The organism is Pseudomonas sp. W17, assembly GCF_040268305.1.
Classification (GTDB): Bacteria; Pseudomonadota; Gammaproteobacteria; order Pseudomonadales; family Pseudomonadaceae; genus Aquipseudomonas; species Aquipseudomonas protegens.
In genome coordinates this window covers 3095345-3114713 of the sequence record NZ_CP158490.1, presented here as the reverse complement: position 1 = coordinate 3114713, position 19369 = coordinate 3095345, and the positions used below count along the sequence as shown (strand labels likewise).

At 56.3% G+C, this 19369-nt stretch carries 17 protein-coding genes; 7 read left to right on the top strand and 10 right to left on the bottom strand.

Translation table 11 applies throughout. From position 1 onward, the window contains the following. The first annotated feature begins 430 nt into the window (after positions 1-430). Entirely contained in the window at positions 431-634 is a 204-nt protein-coding gene (locus tag ABCR88_RS14590) for a hypothetical protein (RefSeq protein ID WP_224796979.1), read from the top strand. A 222-nt stretch (positions 635-856) separates the two neighbouring features. Here the strand turns inward: ABCR88_RS14590 and ABCR88_RS14585 are convergent, their stop codons facing one another. The 6 genes from ABCR88_RS14585 to ABCR88_RS14560 all read right to left on the bottom strand — a co-directional run bounded on the left by ABCR88_RS14585 (position 857) and on the right by ABCR88_RS14560 (position 5643). Beyond that, the gene (locus ABCR88_RS14585) at positions 857-1141 is read right to left on the bottom strand and encodes a cyd operon YbgE family protein (RefSeq protein WP_276574944.1); all 285 of its coding nucleotides are present in this window, start codon (positions 1139-1141) and stop codon (positions 857-859) included. After that, positions 1141-1263, bottom strand: coding sequence for a cytochrome bd-I oxidase subunit CydX (gene cydX / locus ABCR88_RS14580; RefSeq protein WP_236184415.1), 123 nt, complete (start codon positions 1261-1263; stop codon positions 1141-1143). The genes ABCR88_RS14585 and cydX overlap by 1 nt, the downstream gene beginning before the upstream one ends. Positions 1264-1285: 22 nt before the next feature. Then, on the bottom strand, positions 1286-2422 hold the full coding sequence (cydB, locus tag ABCR88_RS14575; protein ID WP_236184417.1) for a cytochrome d ubiquinol oxidase subunit II: 1137 nt from the start codon (positions 2420-2422) through the stop codon (positions 1286-1288). After that, positions 2415-3986 carry a cytochrome ubiquinol oxidase subunit I gene (locus ABCR88_RS14570; protein ID WP_236184419.1) on the bottom strand — a complete coding sequence of 524 codons (1572 nt, stop codon included), beginning with the start codon at positions 3984-3986 and terminating at the stop codon, positions 2415-2417. The genes cydB and ABCR88_RS14570 overlap by 8 nt, the downstream gene beginning before the upstream one ends. Further along, on the bottom strand, positions 3983-4159 hold the full coding sequence (cydP, locus tag ABCR88_RS14565; RefSeq protein ID WP_024076427.1) for a cytochrome oxidase putative small subunit CydP: 177 nt from the start codon (positions 4157-4159) through the stop codon (positions 3983-3985). The genes ABCR88_RS14570 and cydP overlap by 4 nt, the downstream gene beginning before the upstream one ends. A gap of 158 nt (positions 4160-4317) precedes the next feature. After that, a complete protein-coding gene (locus tag ABCR88_RS14560) occupies positions 4318-5643 on the bottom strand; it encodes a sigma 54-interacting transcriptional regulator (protein ID WP_236184428.1) in 1326 nt (441 codons plus the stop codon). A 243-nt stretch (positions 5644-5886) separates the two neighbouring features. Between ABCR88_RS14560 and ABCR88_RS14555 the strand changes: the two genes are divergently transcribed. The 4 genes from ABCR88_RS14555 to ABCR88_RS14540 all read left to right on the top strand — a co-directional run bounded on the left by ABCR88_RS14555 (position 5887) and on the right by ABCR88_RS14540 (position 11695). After that, complete coding sequence (locus ABCR88_RS14555; protein WP_236184431.1) at positions 5887-6765, top strand: MBL fold metallo-hydrolase; 879 nt, start codon at positions 5887-5889, stop codon at positions 6763-6765. A gap of 53 nt (positions 6766-6818) precedes the next feature. Beyond that, positions 6819-8489, top strand: coding sequence for a bifunctional protein tyrosine phosphatase family protein/NAD(P)/FAD-dependent oxidoreductase (locus ABCR88_RS14550; protein ID WP_236188165.1), 1671 nt, complete (start codon positions 6819-6821; stop codon positions 8487-8489). 28 nt (positions 8490-8517) lie between these two features. Next, positions 8518-9318 carry a sulfite exporter TauE/SafE family protein gene (locus tag ABCR88_RS14545; RefSeq protein ID WP_236178662.1) on the top strand — a complete coding sequence of 267 codons (801 nt, stop codon included), beginning with the start codon at positions 8518-8520 and terminating at the stop codon, positions 9316-9318. Between the two features lie 352 nt (positions 9319-9670). Beyond that, the gene (locus ABCR88_RS14540; RefSeq protein ID WP_236188167.1) at positions 9671-11695 is read left to right on the top strand and encodes a c-type cytochrome; all 2025 of its coding nucleotides are present in this window, start codon (positions 9671-9673) and stop codon (positions 11693-11695) included. A 351-nt stretch (positions 11696-12046) separates the two neighbouring features. On the opposite strand, the gene ABCR88_RS14535 is transcribed toward ABCR88_RS14540, so the two are convergent. The 4 genes from ABCR88_RS14535 to ABCR88_RS14520 all read right to left on the bottom strand — a co-directional run bounded on the left by ABCR88_RS14535 (position 12047) and on the right by ABCR88_RS14520 (position 16445). Beyond that, positions 12047-13030 (bottom strand): c-type cytochrome, encoded by a 984-nt coding sequence (locus ABCR88_RS14535; RefSeq protein WP_236188169.1) that lies wholly within the window; start codon positions 13028-13030, stop codon positions 12047-12049. Beyond that, a complete protein-coding gene (locus ABCR88_RS14530; protein WP_236188171.1) occupies positions 13027-13692 on the bottom strand; it encodes a c-type cytochrome in 666 nt (221 codons plus the stop codon). Before ABCR88_RS14530 ends, ABCR88_RS14535 begins: the two co-directional genes overlap by 4 nt. 590 nt (positions 13693-14282) lie before the next feature. Next, a complete protein-coding gene (locus ABCR88_RS14525) occupies positions 14283-14855 on the bottom strand; it encodes a TetR/AcrR family transcriptional regulator (RefSeq protein ID WP_236188173.1) in 573 nt (190 codons plus the stop codon). A gap of 108 nt (positions 14856-14963) precedes the next feature. Then, positions 14964-16445, bottom strand: a complete 1482-nt coding sequence (locus ABCR88_RS14520; protein ID WP_236184450.1) for an amino acid permease — start codon at positions 16443-16445, stop codon at positions 14964-14966. 371 nt (positions 16446-16816) lie between these two features. Between ABCR88_RS14520 and metC the strand changes: the two genes are divergently transcribed. After that, complete coding sequence (gene metC, locus ABCR88_RS14515; protein WP_236188175.1) at positions 16817-17986, top strand: cystathionine beta-lyase; 1170 nt, start codon at positions 16817-16819, stop codon at positions 17984-17986. A 1011-nt stretch (positions 17987-18997) separates the two neighbouring features. After that, on the top strand, positions 18998-19330 hold the full coding sequence (locus ABCR88_RS14510) for a carboxymuconolactone decarboxylase family protein (protein ID WP_236188176.1): 333 nt from the start codon (positions 18998-19000) through the stop codon (positions 19328-19330). The last annotated feature ends 39 nt before the right edge of the window (positions 19331-19369 follow it).

The following is a 19369-nucleotide window of genomic DNA, read 5'->3' as shown; positions in this document are numbered from 1 at the left end:
GTCAACCGCCGACGCGTTCAAAGCGACATGATAAAATCGAATATTTAATCCACCGTTAATAGTCAACCAATTAGGTGGCGGCATGTAACAATATTCAACCCCCTTGCCGGTGAGCATCCGGGCTGTTAATTCCACGTAGGATGCTATGCAAGACGGTAAGCAAACTCGTGAAGCCCTCAATGCTTGCTTGGCGCAGGTGAGTAGCCTGCCACCCCGAGACGTGAAGGGCATGGCATAGCTTTGGTCGCCCTACAAATCAGGCCCGGTTCAACCAAGTGTCCCATGTGGTGTGGAAAATGAGGATGGAATACCGGGCATCGCAGACTCTGTGAAATCTGCGCGGATGGTAATGGACGCAGGTTTTGGTGATATCGAAATCATGGCTGCCAATGACTTTCTGTTCGATTAGTTCCTAAGCAGCACGCCGAACATTCGAACGGACCAATACAGTGGCTCCGTTGAAAACCGTCAGCGCTTCCTGCTGGAGACTATTGATTCGGTTGCTGCTGAAATCGCTGGTTCCAAGACCGATGTAGGTTGCTCACCGTTTGGGCACCTGTATGACGCTTGCATATACGACGGTGAGAATAAATTTAGACGAGCACGGCAGCAGCACTCAATGAGCGGGAACTAGAGTTTATTCAACTGAACTGCCTCGCCGCGCAGACACTTCAGGGTTTCAGTGGTGCATTCCTTGAATCCTACAGGCGCACCACTCGCGTTTCAAATAACGTCTAAATCAGGTATTAAAGCCGCCGACGAGTTTGCAGATGTCTAACGTTCTACTGGACCAAAGAAAAATACTTGCACATTTCACTAGGTCGAGCACTCAAGAGGTCAATCGTGTTGTCAGTGCTCAATGTAGAAACTTGACCCAGCCAGCAACTGCAAGTGACGCAAAGCAAGTCCAGCCCGAGAACAGCCAGCGCCACGCGCGCGCGCGTGGCACAAACCCCACGCCCCGCACAAAGGCCACACTCATCGCCGTGAACAAGGCCATTGCCAGCCCATGATCAGCTTTGCCGTCCGGGGCGACCATCAGGGGCGGATAGAGCGTACACACGAGCATGATAGCTACTGCGATAAGCAAGCTTAGCGGGTGAAGGCGTGAGGGTGCCGGGGCGTCGGCGACACGCGGCATCATGGCTGCGGCTCCTCACGGTCGCTCAGGGCGCGACCGGCTTCGTTCTCGCCCCACATCGCATTCAATATGGCCAGCAGCAAGGCAAAACCGACTCCCAGCATCCAGGCGAAATACCACATAGTCTTTACTCCTCTGATGGCGTTAGTAGGCCGAATGTTCGTTGGCTTCGATCTGTGCCACGGTGACCTTGCCGCGCATGACGCGATAGGCCCACGAGGTATAAATCACGATCAGCGGCATGAAGATCAACGTAGCCCAGAACATGATGGACAGGCTGAGATGACTGGACACGCTGTCCCACACGGTCAGGCTGGCCGCAGGCACGGTCGACGACGGCATGACGAAGGGGAACATCGACACGCCGGCCGTGCTGATCACCCCGATCACCGCGAGTGACGAGGCGACAAACGCGGCCAGTGTGCGGCGCATCATCATCAACAATGCGGCACCGACTGCGCCACCCAAGCCCAGCGCGGGCAGCAGCCACAACACAGGATAATGGCCATAGTTGGTCATCCAGGCCCCCGCTTCGCGTACCACGGTCTTGTTGAGAATGTCCGGCAGCCCGGCGGTATCCACTACCGAGGTAATGCGATAGCCGTCGATCGATTGCAACCACACACCGGCAATGACGAATGTAAACAGCAGCACCAGCGCCGCGCCAACCCCGCCCTTGATGGCACGGGCCTGGATCACGCCTTCAGTGCGGTGCGCCAGATAGGTACCGCCTTGCAGGGTGATCATTGCACTGCTCACCACGCCGGTCAGCAGCGCGAAGGGGTTCAGCAGTTGCCAGAAACTCCCGGTGTAAGTCGATACCAGCATGTTATTGAAGTGGAACGGTACGCCTTGCAACAGGTTGCCGAACGCGATGCCAAACACCAGCGGCGGCACGGCCCCGCCGACAAACAGCCCCCAGTCCCAGGTGCTGCGCCATTTGGCGTTGTGAATCTTGCTGCGATAGTCAAACCCCACCGGGCGGAAGAACAGCGCCCATAGGACCAGAATCATCGCCCAGTAAAACCCGCTGAACGCGGTGGCATACACCACCGGCCACGCCGCGAACAGTGCGCCACCCGCCGTGATGAACCACACCTGGTTGCCGTCCCAGTGCGGCCCGACGGTGTTGATTGCGACGCGGCGTTCCAGGTCCGTGCGGCCCACAAAGGGCAGCAAGGTGCCGACCCCCATGTCGTGGCCGTCCATGATGGCGAAGCCGATCAGCAGTACGCCGACCAGTGCCCACCAGATAAGTTTCAGGGTGAAGTAATCAAGCATGTTGGAGGTCCTTCAGGTTGGCATCGTAAGCGTAACGACCGGTTCCGAGGCTGCCGGGCCCTTGGCGGGCAAACTTGACCATCAGGAACATTTCAACCACCAGCAGCACGGTGTAAAACGCCACGAAGCCTGCCAGCGAGCCATAGAGGTTATTGATGCTGAGGGTCGATACGCTCATGTGGGTGGGCAGCACGCCGTAGATGGTCCAGGGCTGACGGCCATATTCAGCGACGAACCAGCCCAGCTCGCAGGCCAACCAGGGTGCAGGCAGCATGCAGAGCGCCCAACGCAGCAACCAGCGGCGGCGTGTGCAGACCGACTTCAAGGTGCTCCAGAAGGCCAGCCCGAACAGCAACAGCATGGCGAAACCCAGCGCGACCATGAGCCGGAACGCCCAGAACATCGGGGTCACGTGCGGTACGGTATCGTTCATCGCCTTGTCGATGATGGCCGGCGTGGCCTGGTTCACATCCTCAACGTACTTTTTAAGCAGTAGGCCAAAGCCGAGGTCCGCTTTGTACTCTTCAAAGGTATCGAACGCCGCCTTATCGGTACGATCGGCCCGCAGGGCTTCAAGCGCATTGACGGCGGTAATGCCACGCAAAATGCGCACGCGGTTTTTCGCTTTGATGTCATGAATGCCCGGGATCTGCTTGCTGACCGAGCGCGTGCCGATCAAGCCCATCACCCACGGCACGTCGACTTCCCAGTTGTTCCGGGATTCGGCTTCATTGATGCTGGCCAGCAAGGTCAGCCCCGCCGGCGCCGGCTTGGTTTCCCACATCGCCTCCATGGCCGCGAGCTTGGTTTGCTGCGCCTCGCCCACCGTGTAACCGGACTCATCCCCCAGCACGATGACGCTCAACACCGAGGCCAGGCCGAAGGCGGCCGCTACCCGAAAACTGCGCTTGGCGAACTCGACATCTCGATTCTTGAGCAAGTACCAACTGGAGATTGACAACACGAACATCGAACCGGTGACATAACCGGCCGACACCGTGTGCACAAACTTGGCCTGTGCGACCGGGTTGAACACCACCGCCCAGAAATCCACCATCTCCATGCGCATGGTGATGTAGCTGAATTCCGAGCCCACCGGGTTCTGCATCCAGCCATTGGCGATCAGAATCCACAGCGCCGACAGGTTGGTACCGATGGCCATCAGCAGCGTGACCAGCAAGTGGTGCTCTTTCTTCAGGCGATCCCAGCCAAAAAAGAACAGCCCGATCATGGTCGATTCGAGAAAAAACGCCATCAACCCCTCAATCGCCAGCGGGGCGCCGAAGATGTCGCCCACGTAGTGCGAGTAGTACGCCCAGTTAGTGCCGAACTGAAATTCCAAGGTGATGCCGGTGGTCACCCCCAAGGCGAAGTTGATGCCGAATAACTTGCCCCAAAAGTGCGTCATATCTTTCCAGATGACATTCCCGGTCATCACATAGACGCTCTCCATGATGACCAGCAGCCACACCATGCCCACCGTCAGCGGTACGAAAAGAAAGTGGTATAGCGCAGTAGCTGCGAACTGCAGCCGTGACAAATCCACCAGTTGTTCTGAGATCACTTGCTTGCCCCTTGAGTCGAGGTGGGTACACCGAATCGGTTGCCGACAGTGTTCGGGTCGACAGTGACGTGCGAATCCCGGACGAACAGCCACCACAGCACGCTCAGCAGCACGAGCTTGATCAGCACCGCGGTGAGCAGATGGCGCAGCAGTCGTTTGTCGGAAATGGTCATGCCAGGCAATTAGCACAGGGCATGCCATGGCCTGAGTCTGTATTTATATCGTTACAAAACAGACGGTTACGATGTTATCGGGTTGAATTCAGCGTGAATTGGCAGGCCAGCACGCTGCCAATCTGCCAGGTTGGCAGTCATTGGCAGTCGTAGACTGCCTAGGCCAGGCCCTGTTCTTTCAGGCGTCGGTACAAGGTCCTGTCGCTGATCCCCAGGTGCTTGGCCAACTCGCTGCGGGTGCCTTTGAATGTCGCCAACACCTGCGCCAGCGTGTTGCTGTCTAACGGCGTCGAAGCCACAGCCTGAGGCGGCAGCGCCGCGCATGCCTGGGGTAAATGGACGGCACGGATGACGCCGTCGTCAGCGAACAGACTGGCTCTTTCCAGAGCATTGCGTAACTCACGGATATTGCCAGGCCAGGGGTATTGCTGGAGCCTTGCCAAGGCTTCAGGGTCGAGGGTCAGGCGGCGCTTGCCGGCACCGCCACGCTGTAGAAAGGAATTGGCCAGCAAGCCGATGTCTTCGACCCGGTTACGCAAGGGTGGCAAGTGAATCGGGAAGGCGCTGATGCGATAGTACAGGTCCTGCCTGAACTCGCCTGTTTCCATCATCTTTTCCAGCGGTTTGTGGGTGGCGGCAATCAATCTGAAATTGGCGTGACAGGTCTCGACACTGCCGACCCGGCGATAAGTCGAGGATTCGATCAGGCGCAACAGTTTCACCTGCATGGCCAACGGCACATCGCCAATTTCATCCAGGAATAATGTGCCGCCCTGGGCGGTTTCGACCAAGCCGGGCTTGCGCGTGATGGCGCCGGTAAAGGCGCCTTTTTCATGGCCGAACAACTCGCTCTCGAACAGCGTTTCGGTCAAGCCCGAGCAATCCACCACGACAAACGGCCCGGCGGCCCGCTCGCTGGTTTCATGGACGGCGCGCGCGAACAGCTCTTTACCGGTGCCCGATTCCCCCAGCAGCAGCACCGGCAGCATGGAGGGCGCCACCCGTTGCAACTCCGACAGGGCGAGGTTGAAAGCCGCTGAACAGCCGACCAACCCTTCGTCGCTGGGGCGCGCCGAGGCGCTGCGTACCAGTGTCAGGCGCTCCACATAGGCGGTAATCACCCCGTGCTCGTCGAGGATCGGGCGCAATTCCACGTCGACATGCTCCGGCCCCCGAGGCGTGTGGTGGATGTGCAAGACACGATCCGGCCCACGCATTTCCTGGGCTTTTTTCATCGGGCAATTCTCACCCGCCTGATCACAAGGGACGTCGTAATGGTGGGAGATCTGATAGCACTTATGCCCGATGAAGGGCTTGTCAGCGCTGCCGAACTGACGCTGATAGGCCGTGTTGGCCGCCAGGATGTTGTAGTCCGGATCAAGCACGATCATGGGGTTCGGTTCGTGTTCCAAAAACGAAACAAGCGACTGCACTTGATCCGGAGGGGGGACGGCGTTGGTGGGGGTCGGCTGAAAAGTCTTCATCATGGCTCCTGGAATCCATTCTTCTATCCTGTTGTGGCACTGCCACCTCTGTCAACAGGCACTGCCAATGGCAGAAAAATCCACCCGATAGAGGCCCTAACACGCCCATACAACAACAAAAAAACAAATAAAATCAATTAGATATTAGAAAATTTAGTGAGTGCCATCGCCTGGCAAACTTATTGCAATGTCAGTCCTTAGTCTAAGTGGCTCGGTAAAAAAGCCCCCTCAAGGAGACCGTTCATGCGCGTCAAACTTCACGTCGAAGGCTTCTTCGACTCTGCCACCAACACCGTCAGCTATCTGGTACTGGATGAAGCCAGCCGCCACTGCGCGATCATCGACAGCGTTTTGAATTACGACCCCAAATCAGGCCACACCGCCACCACGTCCGCCGACCGCCTGATAGCCCGGGTGAACGAGCTGAATGCGCAGGTCGAGTGGATTCTGGAGACCCACGTCCACGCCGACCACCTGACCGCCGCGCCCTACCTGAAAGAGAAAGTCGGCGGAAAAATAGGCATCGGCAGTCAGATTTCGACGGTGCAGAAGGTCTTCGGCACGCTGTTCAATACCGGTAGCGATATGCCCCGCGACGGCAGTCAGTTCGATCACCTGTTCGTCAGCGACGAGTCGTTCAGCATCGGCACGCTGCACTGCACCGCACTGCACACACCCGGCCATACGCCAGCCTGTATGACTTATGTGATCCGCAACGGCGGCGAAACGGCAGCCTTCGTCGGCGACACCTTGTTCATGCCCGACTACGGCACTGCCCGCTGTGACTTCCCCGGCGGAGACGCACGCACGCTGTTCCAGTCAATCAACAAAGTGTTGAGTCTGCCGGCAGAGACATTGCTTTATATGTGCCACGACTACCAACCGGGGGGCCGTGAAGTGCAATTCGTCAGCACCGTTGCCGACCAGCGCGACCACAACGTGCATGTGCGCAATGGCATCAGTGAAGAGGCGTTCGTGGCGATGCGTACCAAGCGGGATGCATCGATGGACATGCCGACACTGATCCTGCCCTCGGTCCAGGTCAACATGCGAGCCGGGCATTTGCCCGAACCTGAATCGAATGGGACCCGCTATCTGAAAATCCCGCTCAACGTCGCCTGACGCTCACCCACCCAAAAAAACTTATAAGAAAAATAGCCATAACGGAGACACTAATGGATATCCGCCGCCTTGCACCTGCTTTATCAGTATCAGAACAGATTTTCCCCAGCCAATTGGCTGAACTGAAAGCCGCCGGCTTTCGTGCCATCATTTGTAACCGCCCCGATGGCGAAGGCAGCGACCAACCGTTGTTTGCCGAAATCAAACGCGCCGCCGACGCAGTCGGCATCGAGGCGCACTACCTTCCCGCCGAATCGGGCAAAGTCACCGACGAGCAAGGGGCTGCCTTCGGCAAGCTGTTGGAAACGCTGCCCAAGCCGGTGTTGGCCTATTGCCGCTCCGGTATGCGCTCGACAACGATGTGGGCGCTGTCACAAGCGGGTCAACACGACCTGCCGCACATCGTCGAGAGCGCCAAAAAAGCCGGGTTCGATATGAAGGGCGTGATTCGGCGGATTGCGAACCAGGGTCGCACGCCGGTCGAAGTGGCTGAGGCGCAGCACACCGTAGTCATCATTGGCGCCGGCGCGGCGGGTATCGCCACCGCCTCCAGCCTGCTGGCCCGCGCGCCGGGGCTCGACATTGCGATCGTCGACCCGGCCGATGTGCATTACTACCAGCCTGGCTGGACGCTGGTGGGCGGCGGTGTGTTCGACGCGCGTCAAACGGCTCACACGATGGGCACCACCCTGCCCCGCGGCGTGCATTGGATCAAGGCAGCGGTGGCGGCTTTCGAGCCCGAGCGAAATGCGGTCATTCTGGATGGCTGCCGGGTCGTCAAATACGAGCAACTGATCGTGTGCCCCGGCCTGAAGCTCGATTGGCATGCCGTCGAAGGTTTGTCGGAGACCCTGGGCCGCAACGGCGTGACCTCCAACTACCTGTATCACCTGGCACCTTATACCTGGGAAAGGGTGCAGCAACTGCGAGGTGGTCGGGCGATTTTCACGCAGCCGCCGATGCCGATCAAATGTGCCGGGGCGCCGCAAAAAGCCATGTACCTATCGGCCGATCATTGGAAACGCAGCGGCGTACTGGATGCCATCGAGATCGAGTTCTACAGCGCCGGTGCGGTGCTGTTCGGGGTTCCGGACTATGTGCCGGCGCTGATGGAATACGTCACTGCTTACGGTATCGACCTGAATTTCGGCAACACCCTCACCCGCGTCGACGGCCCGGCACGGACGGCCACGTTCAGCGGGGTGAATCTGGATGGCAGCCCCCGTGTGGTGACCCGTGAGTTTGATTTACTGCATGTGGTACCGCCGCAGGTCGCGCCGGATTTCATTCGAGTCAGCCCGTTGGCTGACGCGGCCGGCTGGATTGATGTCGACCCCGCCACGCTGCGACATAAAACCTGGGCAAACATTCATGCGCTGGGCGACGCGGCCAATTCGAGCAACGCCAAGACCGCTGCCGCCGCCCGCAAACAGGCGCCGGTGGTGGCCCATAACGTGTTGGCGGCCATGGGTAAGGCGAACGGTTGCGCGCAGTACGACGGTTACGGCTCCTGCCCGCTGACGGTGGAACGCGGCAAGATCGTCCTGGCGGAGTTCACCTATGGCGGCAAGGTCGCCCCCAGCTTCCCGTCATGGCTGATCGACGGCACCCGCCCGTCCCGGCTGGCCTGGCTGCTCAAAGAGCGGATTCTTCCACCGCTGTATTGGAAGGGCATGCTCAAGGGCCGCGAATGGCTGGCGAAACCCGAGTTGACCGACCAATGAAATCAGGGCTGAACGCAAGGAGACTGAAATGATCATCGTCTTACTGCTCGGATTGACAGTGGGCGTGATTCTGGCTCTGACCGGCGCCGGCGGTGGAATACTCGCGGTGCCGTTGCTGGTGTTCGGGGCGGGCTTGAGCATGGCCGAGGCCGGGCCCATTGGCCTGCTGGCCGTCGGCCTGGCCGCGACCCTGGGCGCGGTGATGGGCCTGAAAAACGGCACCGTCCGCTACAAGGCAGCGCTGTTAATTGCCGCCGCCGGGATCATCTGTTCGCCCCTGGGCCTTTGGTTGGCGCAGCGCACGCCGAATCGTCCGCTGACGATCCTGTTTGCCTGCGTGCTGATGTATGTGGCGTTCCGGGTATTCAAACGGTCGTTGCCGCCGTCCGCGGCGTCAAAGGCCGCTGTCGCGAGCAAGCCGCCGCCCTGCGTATTGGACGCCCAACGAGGCAAGCTGAACTGGACGGCGCCGTGCGCCTGGGCGCTCACGGTGTCGGGCGTGGTTGCGGGCGGGCTTTCGGGCTTGCTCGGCGTGGGCGGCGGCTTTGTGATGGTGCCGGCGCTGCAGCGATACACCAATTTGACCGCGCAGTCGGTGCTGGCAACGTCCCTGGCGGTGATTGCACTGGTGTCGATGTCCGGCGTTGCCGCAAGCTCGGCGGCCGGCCATCTGCAGTGGGCGATTGCCCTGCCGTTCTCCCTGGGCGCATTGGTTGGAATGATGTGCGGGCGCCTGATCGCGGCCAGGCTAGCAGGTCCACACCTACAAAAAGGGTTCGCCGCTGTTTCGATGGCGGTTTCGGTGGCCTTGCTGGTGAAGGCTATTTAGTGATGTACATGAGCCATCCACTTCCAGGCCTGCCTAAGCCTCGCCTATAGCCCGTGACTTGCCCCCAGCTTTGTTCGGCTGAGCGAACGGGTGTAGTGAGTGTCACCGGCGGGCACTGCGTCGACCGCTTTTTTCAAATCGCGTTGTCAGTGGCGAAGTCCGAGTCACTTAATAAAATCCCTTGATGTAAGTGGCTGACGCTGACCCACATCAAGGGACGCCCGCAAAAAATTTGCTAAAACGATGCTGGGGCTGACCACGCCCCGGTTGTCTGCCTGATGACTCAATAAAAACGATTGCAGACCTGCGCCGAGGGGACCGCCCCAGGCCGGGTTATTAAAGGAATAGTGCGATGATTTTTCCCCTGTTACGTCTGTGCCTTGTGGGGGTGACGCTGTGTCTGTCTCTTCCCCTGCACGCCAACGAAGCTCCCCCCTCGCTGATCGAACAGGGTAAGTACGTTGCCCAACTGGGCGACTGCATCGCCTGCCACACCGCCAAACAAGGCGCGCCAATGGCCGGCGGGCTGGAGCTGAGCACGCTGATGGGCACGATTTATTCGAGCAACATCACCCCGGACCGCGACACTGGCATCGGCCAGTACACATTCGAGCAGTTCGACCGGTTGATGCGTGAAGGCGTGACGCCTGCCGGGCAGAACGTGTACCCGGCGATGCCCTATCCGTCATACGCGAAGATGAGCGAAGGCGATATGCGCGCCTTGTTCGCCTACCTGATGCAGGGCGTGGAGGCAGTGAAAAAACCGAACATGGAAGCGCAGATGGGCTTTCCGTTCAACCAGCGCTGGGGCCTGGCGTTGTGGAATTTCGCGTTTCTCGACAAGCAGCCGTTCGTGCCTGATGCGGCGAAGGATGAAGTGCTTAACCGTGGCGCTTACCTGGTCCAGGGCCTTGGCCACTGCGGCTCTTGCCACACCCCGCGCGGCATCGCCTTCCAGGAAAAAGCCATGAGCGATGCGGACCGCAGCGGCCAGCATTACCTGGCCGGCGAGACCGTCGAACACTGGCGCGCGTTGAGCCTGCGCAACTTGTGGACGGTGGAGGACACCGTGCAACTGCTCAAAACCGGGCAGAACCGCTTTGCCACAGTCTCGGGCAACATGGCCGATGTGATTCACCACAGCACTCAGCACTTCACTGACACTGACTTGACGGCCATCGCGACCTATTTGAAATCCCTGCCGCCAGGTAAGGATGACCTGCCGATGCCTGCCGTGGCGCACGAGCCCGCAGCACCGCCCAAGGAACTGTTCAACAGCCGTGGCGGCCTGGGTTACATGCAGTTTTGCAGTGACTGCCACCGTAGCGATGGCGGCGGGGTGAAAGGCCTGTTTCCACAGTTGGCCGGTAACCCGAGTGTCGCCTCGAACGACCCGGCTTCACTGCTGCACATCACCCTCACCGGGTGGAAAACGGCTGAGACGGCAACCCATCCACGGGTCTACACCATGCCCGGGTTTGCTCGCCTGGCAGATCAGGAAATCGCCGAAATCCTCAGTTTCGTGCGCAGCAGTTGGAACAATGAAGGCACGCCCATCAGCGCAGCCCAAGTGAAGAAAATGCGCGACCAGCTCAACCCGATCACCACTGATTCTTCAGCCTTCGAAACCCCACGTTTGGCTGAGTTACTGACAGCCCCCAACGCCGAACAAGTTGTACGCGGCATGCGCCTGCATCTGCAGACCAAGGAGCTGCTGCCCAATAACGTCGGCAACTCGCTCAATTGCACCAGTTGCCATCTCAACGCGGGCACTGTGGCGGACGGTTCGCCGTTTGTTGGCGTCTCGACGTTTTTCCCAGGTTATGCGCCACGTGCGGGCAAAGTGGTGACCCTGGAAGAACGGATCAACGGCTGCTTTCGCCGCTCCATGAATGGCAAGCCGCTGCCACCACAATCGACAGATATGCAGGCGATGGTGGCGTACTTCGACTGGATGAAAAACAACGCTAAGCTGGAATATAGAGTGGCAGGGCGCGGGGTGGGCAAGATCGACACGACGATCAAGCCTAATCTGGACAACGGCAAGCTGGTTTATGCCAAGCAATGTGCGGTGTGCCATGGCGACAATGGCCAAGGTCTGACGCGAGCGGATGGCGAACGGGTGTATCCGCCGTTGTGGGGCGAACAGTCGTTCAATATTGGGGCGGGGATGGCGCGCACATACACGGCTGCGGCGTTTGTTAAACGCAACATGCCGATCGGGTTCCACGAGAAATTCCCATTGGGGCAGGGTGGGTTGTCGGACCAAGAGGCTGTGGATGTGGCGGCGTACTTCTCCCAGCAGCCAAGGCCGGATTTCGCAGACAAACTGAAGGATTGGCCGAAGGGTGGTAAGCCGGTGGATGCGCGGTATTAACCGCAGCCGCCCAAAGCGGGCGATGTAAATAAGAGAGCGGCGGTCTTGGTAACTTTATATAAACTCCATTAAGGCCGCCAGACAACTCCCACAGGGTCACACCGCGCCATGGCTCACAACGGATTAAGTAGCAGAATGAGGCTACTTGATCTCACCCTGGTTTTTAAAGATGAGTAAACTTGCATGATGCAGGAAAAGTTCATCGCGACTCTATTTTGGCTAGGGATGGCCTAAAGTAGACGGATATTTTCCGGCTACTTCAGCCCATTCCAAGCACCCATCTGCGGTATGCAATTGAAGCTGCTGACGGCTACATTGCACATTTGCTTACACACGGCGCCGCGGCTAGCGCTAATCCGGTTGGTTGATACCTTGTCCCAGCATCACACCATTAACGGTCTCTCCGTATAAGTTTACGCCGTCGCCTTCGTGATACTTTTTTCGGGTCTTTTCAATGGAACCATCGACCAGACGAGGATCCTGAGGTCGCTCATGGCTATTGATGTATGCAGCCACATGCCAAGCTTCATCATCCGTCAGAGAACCGCCCTTACCCAGGGGCATATTTTGCTTGATAAAACCGGCGGCAGTATTGATGCGGTGCATCCCCGCCCCCCAGTTGTAAGATTCCCATCCCCAAAGCGGCGGAAATACGAATGCTCCCAAGGACTTTTGGCCCTGCCCCTCCACTCCATGGCAAATGGAACATTGTTCAACATATATTTGTTTCCCTTTAGCCAGATCAAAACCTTTTTCAGGTGCGGGGATAACAGGATAGAGGCGCCCTGGAAGGTTCTCGCCCACAGGTGCCTTGGTCGAGAGCCAATAGGCATAGGTGCCGAGCGCTTTCATTACATGACTATCACTGGAGGGAGCCTTGCCGTTCATGCTGAATTCGAAGCAACCCTGCATCCGTTCGGTAAACGTATTCACTTTGTTATTCTTTTTTCGATAGGCGGGGTACATGCCATAAGCTCCCCACAGAGGGGCAGAATCCGCCTTACGACCTTGATCGAGGTGACAATTACTGCAGTTAAGACCATTGCCAACATACTCAGGAGCATTTTTTTGAGTATTGACAAAAATATCACGGCCCTCCTTTACCAGCACCCCGAAGGCATTGTCTGGCAGGTCCATTTCTTGCGGTGGGGTAAATACAGAAGGCGAAACCGTATCAACCGCCATGATGGCGTGGCTTTGAGCATTCGCATCACGTTGAGATCCGACCGGACCCTTGATTGTCGGAGCCATGTCGCGTTCTTCGTACAACGTTTTCGCAACCAGAAGTGGCACAGCTATGGCAATAGTGAGCAGTATTTTCGCTGGAAACTTCATTGCTTAACCTCACCGCTCAACCTGGGCAAATAGACTGACAAATCTTGAACTTCGGTATCGCTCAACGAACGTGCGATATGGCTCATTAGTTCATTTGGGTCATTCTTTCGCGTTCCACTGCGCCAAGCATTTAACTGCGCCGCGATGTAGGCACTGGACTGGCCAACAAGCGGGGGAAAGCTTTCTCCCACGCCAGTGTTACTCACCCCGTGACAAGCCACACACGCAGGAATATTGCGACTCCAGTCTCCTTGCTTCACCAGTTTTTCAGCGACACTGCCCAGACTACCTGTGGAATTCAACCCGACACTCGGAGCATCGACAACTAATGCATTTAAGTAGCGAGCAACAGCCTCACCTTCAGTATTTTTAAGCGCCAATGCGATGGGTTGCATCACGGCACTGGCCCTTTTTCCAGAGCGAAAATCTTCAAGTTGCTTGGCCAAATAACCCTGCGGCAAGCCCGCAAGACGGGGAAATCCTGCGCTGCTGTTGCCCATCCCATTGGTAGAATGGCAGGTAGCGCAAGCCACTGCTGCAGGTGACTCGCCTCCTTGAGTGTAGATTTTCTGACCTAGGGACTCGGCGTTTGCTCCGGTCGCCAGCACAACAACGCAGGCACTAATGCTGGTCTTGAGACAGAATCTTGTTGAAAGACTCACGATTTTTTGACTCCTTTTTTTATTGGCTCATTCACAGTGCGATCCAACTATTTATGCCCTAGGTTTATGCCCTAGGTGAAGGAGCTAGATAGCGACATACCGCGCTGTAATGATTTTTATGAATATACTTATGCCAAAAAAAAATATTGTCAATTTGTTCCCTCACAACTTTGAGGGCCGAGCCCCTCCTCCCATCCCCTTACTTGGAAGCGTCGCTCGCCCCCCGTCAGACCTGAAATCGTACGAGGAACTTCAGTGTGCATATCGGCAACATACGCTTCCCACTATTGCAGCGGCTTATATCAGTGATCGCTTGTGACTACCCGTAATTCCATCGAGACAAGTGCGCGCAGAGTCGAGCCCGAATCTTCCACTCGCTCAGACGGGCAATCGCCAAAGCGAGTGCTCGCGATTCTGGATCGTCTTCACTGCGGTCCGCTCCAACGAGCCAAAGCTGCGGGTCCGGAACCTGCTCAACGAAAGCGACAGCCGCAAGCCCGTTGAACACCTAGACGCGGTGCTTACTCATCAACTCGTTGCCCTGCGATGCAACTGGGCGGCTACATCGCGGGAATGCTTAACGATGGCCTTCAGGTCCGGCCTGGCACGACACTACTATTCAAAATCAAATTAAACCCAACCAGATCCGTCACCTTCTCACTGAGCGCCCATGCAACAAAACTACCGCCTTCCAGCACGCTCAATAGCGCCCTTGCCAGCGCCTCGGGATCTAGTTCTGCTTTGATGACGTTTAACGACTGCCCGAGCGCCAAATTATTTTTTAACCAAGCAAGGTGCACTTCAAAAAATTGTCGGGTCAATTGTTTAAGGGCCTCCGGTAATACCGACAGCTCAGCGGCAAGTGCGCCACACAGCGGTAATGCGCCACTGTTGGAGCTGTCAATGAAAAACTCAGAAAAATTTTTCAAGCGCGCCAGCACATCAGCGCTGTCTTCGTTAATTAATGTCAGCTTTTTTTTAAACCTAAAAAGATAACTCTCGATGACCGCGGCCCCCAAATGTTCTTTAGTTGGAAAATGATGATGAATACTGGCTTTTTTAATACCAATTTCATCGGCTAAATCGGCATAGCTGAATGCTGCATAGCCTTTTGTTCGTAACAATAACTCGGCAGTAACTAAAAGATCAGTTCGTGTGCTCATGGCGCTTACCTATATTTATTAGTGCGATAATACTCACTGCGCCGGCGCACTGGTTCAACTCATCACGATAAGAGGCCACCACGACTTCGGCCTCTTATCGTTCATTTCTTATACGCCTGCTTGATTAGGATGAGCATTGATATCTAATGATTCGTTTGTTCTGGAGCGGACCACCTTCCACCATCCCAACGACAGCGCGATCGCCACCAAGGGAATAGACAAGACAGTATAAGTCCCGTTTGGATAATCGAGTCCCAACAGCACCAACACCACACCGAGGAAAATAAGCGTCAGCCATGACGTAAATGGCGCGCCAGGCATTTTAAAAGACACCATTTCTACCTCCCCTCTTTTAACTGCTCGACGGTAGTTTATTTGTGACAAAACAATAAACGCCCACGTCGACAATATCCCCAGCGACACCAAGTTCAATAACAACTCGAAGAGTTGAGCAGGCATGAGAAAGTTCAACCCCACTCCAATGACGTTAATGACCATGGTGACCAGAATCCCCATATAAGGAACGCCCTGGGTGCTCATGCGTTTGAACATTTTCGGCGCAGACCCGCCCATGGCCAATGATCGCAACACCCGCCCTGTTGCATACAAACCAGAGTTTAGGCTTGAGAGCGCGGCAGTCATCACGACAATGTTCATGACGGAACCGATGCCAGGAATGCCGAGCGCCTCGAAAAAGGTGACAAAGGGGCTGACGTTAGCGCTGTAGGCAGTCCACGGTAAAACGGTCACCAGCAAAAATACCGAGCCCACGTAAAACAGGCCGATACGCCAGATCACGCCATTGATCGCCTTAGGAATTACGCGCCGTGCATCAGCCGTCTCACCTGCAGCGGTACCCACCAGTTCGATGCTCGCATACGCAAATATCACGCCTTGCACGATGATAATTGCCGGCAATAGCCCATGGGGGAATATCCCGCCATTCTCGGTAATCAAGTGCAAGCCTGGGATAGTGCCTCCCACCGCATGGCCGGTGGCAAAGAAAAACGAACCTATAACCAGGAAGACACTGATCGCCGCAACCTTTATGACCGCAAACCAGAATTCCATTTCGCCGAACCATTTCACTCCGACCATATTCATCACGGTCACCACACCCAGGGCACTCAATGCAAACACCCACTGTGGAACGTCAGAAAATATACTCCAGTACTTCATGTAAATAGCGATGGCGGTTATATCAACGACGCCCGTTAATGCCCACACCAGAAAATACATCCATCCCGCCACGAAAGAAGCGCCTTCTCCCATGAACTCTCGCGTGTATGAGACAAAACTGCCACAACTCGGGCGGTGCATTACCAACTCGCCCAAGGCTCGCAAGATGAAGAACGCAAAGATGCCACAGACCAAATAAACAACGGCCAGCGACGGACCAGCAATTTGTAGCCTGGCCCCTGCGCCCAAGAACAAACCGGTGCCAATAGCACCGCCCAATGCCATCATCTGTACATGGCGTTTTTTCAAATTTTTTGAGTAGCCACTTTCGTGGGCGTCGAGCCAATCTGCCCGGTTCGCGGGCCTGCCTTTGAAACCACGGTCTTTTGGAAAGGTATTATTTTTTTTCATAATCCACCCGAGCGATTAATGTGCTTTTTTTATTTATCGAAACGCCTACTTTTTGTGTACCTTAAAAAGTTCAGATAAAACGTTCCTCATCATCACTTTGTCAGGCGCCATGCCTCTCCCGCACGCCTCTTGTATAACTCCGACTCTCGCCTGGCCAAACAACCACTAGAAACGCCGGACAACAAAAAAACTACCATCCACATGATAGCCATGCAATAAATATTTAACACGCTCGAGCATGTTATTGTTTTTTATGGCGAAAAAATGAATTGCCAACCAAATGGTAGACATTTAAATATCGTGTGAATTACTCTGATATCGTCGCCTTAGCCGCGACCAGCCCCCCACCAGGACAAACATTGGACGGTCGTATGAAGCCTTATAAAAACGTACAAACGCTGCTCGCCCACGCATCAATCGAGCCCGACCAGCATCATGGTTTCGTGAACACGCCGGTTTATCGAGGTTCGACCGTCGTATTTCCTACCTGCGAGGACATGCGTGAAGGCCGTCAGAAATATATCTACGGCCGATGGAACAACCCCTCGACGCAGGCGCTGACCCAGGCCCTGACCCAACTTGAAGGTGCGCAAGGCACTGTGCTTTGCCCTTCAGGTCTCAACGCATGTACGACAGCCATATTGTCTGTGGTCGGTACGGGGGATCACCTGCTGGTTGCCGACAATGTGTATTCGCCGATAAGGGCTTTTGCCGATGACGTGGGGCGGCGCCTTGGCATCGAAGTATCGTTCTACGACCCGACGATCGGCTCCGACATCGCGGCGCTCATCAAACCTAACACCAAGGCCATTTACCTCGAGTCGCCTGGTTCCTTGACCCTGGAAATACAGGACATCCCCGCCATCGCCAAGGTCGCCCATGCACATGACGTATTGGTGATCGCAGACAACACCTGGGGTACCCCGCTCTACCATCCTGCGCTGGAACTGGGTGTGGATCTTTCGATCATGGCCGCCACAAAGTACATCGTCGGCCACTCTGACGCGGTGCTGGGAACGGTCTCGGCCTCAGAGAGAGCCTGGGACCGCCTGAAAAAATACCACTTCAATATGGGCTTGTTCGTCAGCCCTGACGACGTGTCACTGGCGCTTCGCGGCATGCGAACCCTGGATGTAAGACTTGAACGACATTACAAAAACGCGATGATCGTGGCCCGCTGGCTGGAAAGCCATGACGACGTTACGGCGGTTTACTACCCGGCCCTCGAATCCCACCCTCAGCATGAACTATGGAAAAGAGATTTCAAGGGCGCCTCCGGTCTGTTGTCTTTTCTGACCAAGCCCGCGACCCAAGCAGCGGCCGATGCACTGCTGGACAACTTGTCGCTGTTTTCAATCGGTTACTCGTGGGGCGGCTATGAAAGCCTGGCGATGCTTACAGACCCTAAAGCAGTCAGAAGCGCGACAACCTGGGAGCATGATGGCCATCTTGTGCGACTGCACATTGGCCTGGAAAACCCGGAAGACCTTATCGCCGACCTGGAACAAGGCTTTGAGCGCTTCAACAAGTTAAACAGCTGACAGGCTGCTGGTTTTTCATACACTTCTTTGGCTGCGCCTGACCAGCGCAGGCAAGGTTGCGAACAGCACGTCATACGGCACCGGAATCAGCCCGAACATCACCAGCGGACCCAACGAAAGCCCGCCCATGAGGGTGATCGCCATCCCCGCCCGCGAACAGCATCAACGGCACAGGCCGATGATGCAGGTAAACTTGGCCAAGACGATAGGCCGCAGCCTCATCACTGCGGCCTTCAGCATAGGGCTCCAGACCTGCACTGCGCGAGGCTGAACATGCGATCAAATCCAAATGGATGAGGAGTGGCCGGCTGGTTGGTTGGATGAACACCGGCCCTCTGCGCCTGGCAAGTTCGCGCGGCCCCACAAATCCACGACCAAAACAGTCGACCATAGAAGCGATCGGCGGCTGATCAATGGGCAGATTTGCAGTCGCGGCCGTTGAAGTCAGAGCACTTGCTCATAGCACTCAACTTTCGACCGAAGAAACCACAGCGATGACAAGGCGATCCAAAGCAAGTCGATCCTCACTGTGAGTGCGATGCAACTGAGTACCGACATGGCGACAAACTCGATTGCGGTGGCGCAGGCCTGCCAGAAAGGTGTACCGCAATCGGGTCAGCATCACCGATGCTTTCGACCCAAAGTGCAGCGGGAGCCAGCCAGGCGGCCAGCGCTTGCAGCGAGCTATCGAGCCTGGCGATAAACGTGAACAAACTGGTAGGCGGTTTCAAGGTTTAAACGTGCAGTGATGCCAGCGGCCGCTCAAAAAACTGCGGGTTAAAACAAATCAATAACCTGCCGAAAACGCTCTCGACGGCTCAGGGCAAACGGTTAACGCTTCGGTCATGTCACTGCCCTACACTGTCTTTCAGCGCGTTTTCAGCACCTTCGATTATACGGATAGCAAATATCTTCAGAATAAACGTTGCAAGCCTACCAACTGGATGGTAGCTTGTTACCACGTTCCAAGAAGCCCGCCATCCACCACCCTACTTTTTTTGTGAGAATCCTATGAAAGACTGGACCCAAACCCGCAAAGACATCAACGCTCGCTTGGTAGAACTCAACGCTCTGTCTCCAGAAACCATGAAAGGCATGGCTGCACTCGGTGCCGCCGGTAGCAAGACCAACCACCTGGACGCCAAGACCCGCGAGCTGATCTCTCTGGCCGTGGCCGTGACCACTCGTTGCGACGGTTGTATCGCTTTTCACGCTGCCGAAGCCAAGAAGCTTGGCGTTACCAGTGAAGAAGTGGCCGAAGCCTTGAGCGTGGCAATCAACATGAATGCCGGCGCCGCACTCGTCTACAGCACTCACGTGCTGGACGCGTTCGATAAGTCGTAAGTAAACGCTGACTTTCAACCTTTAACACTGTCGAGATCA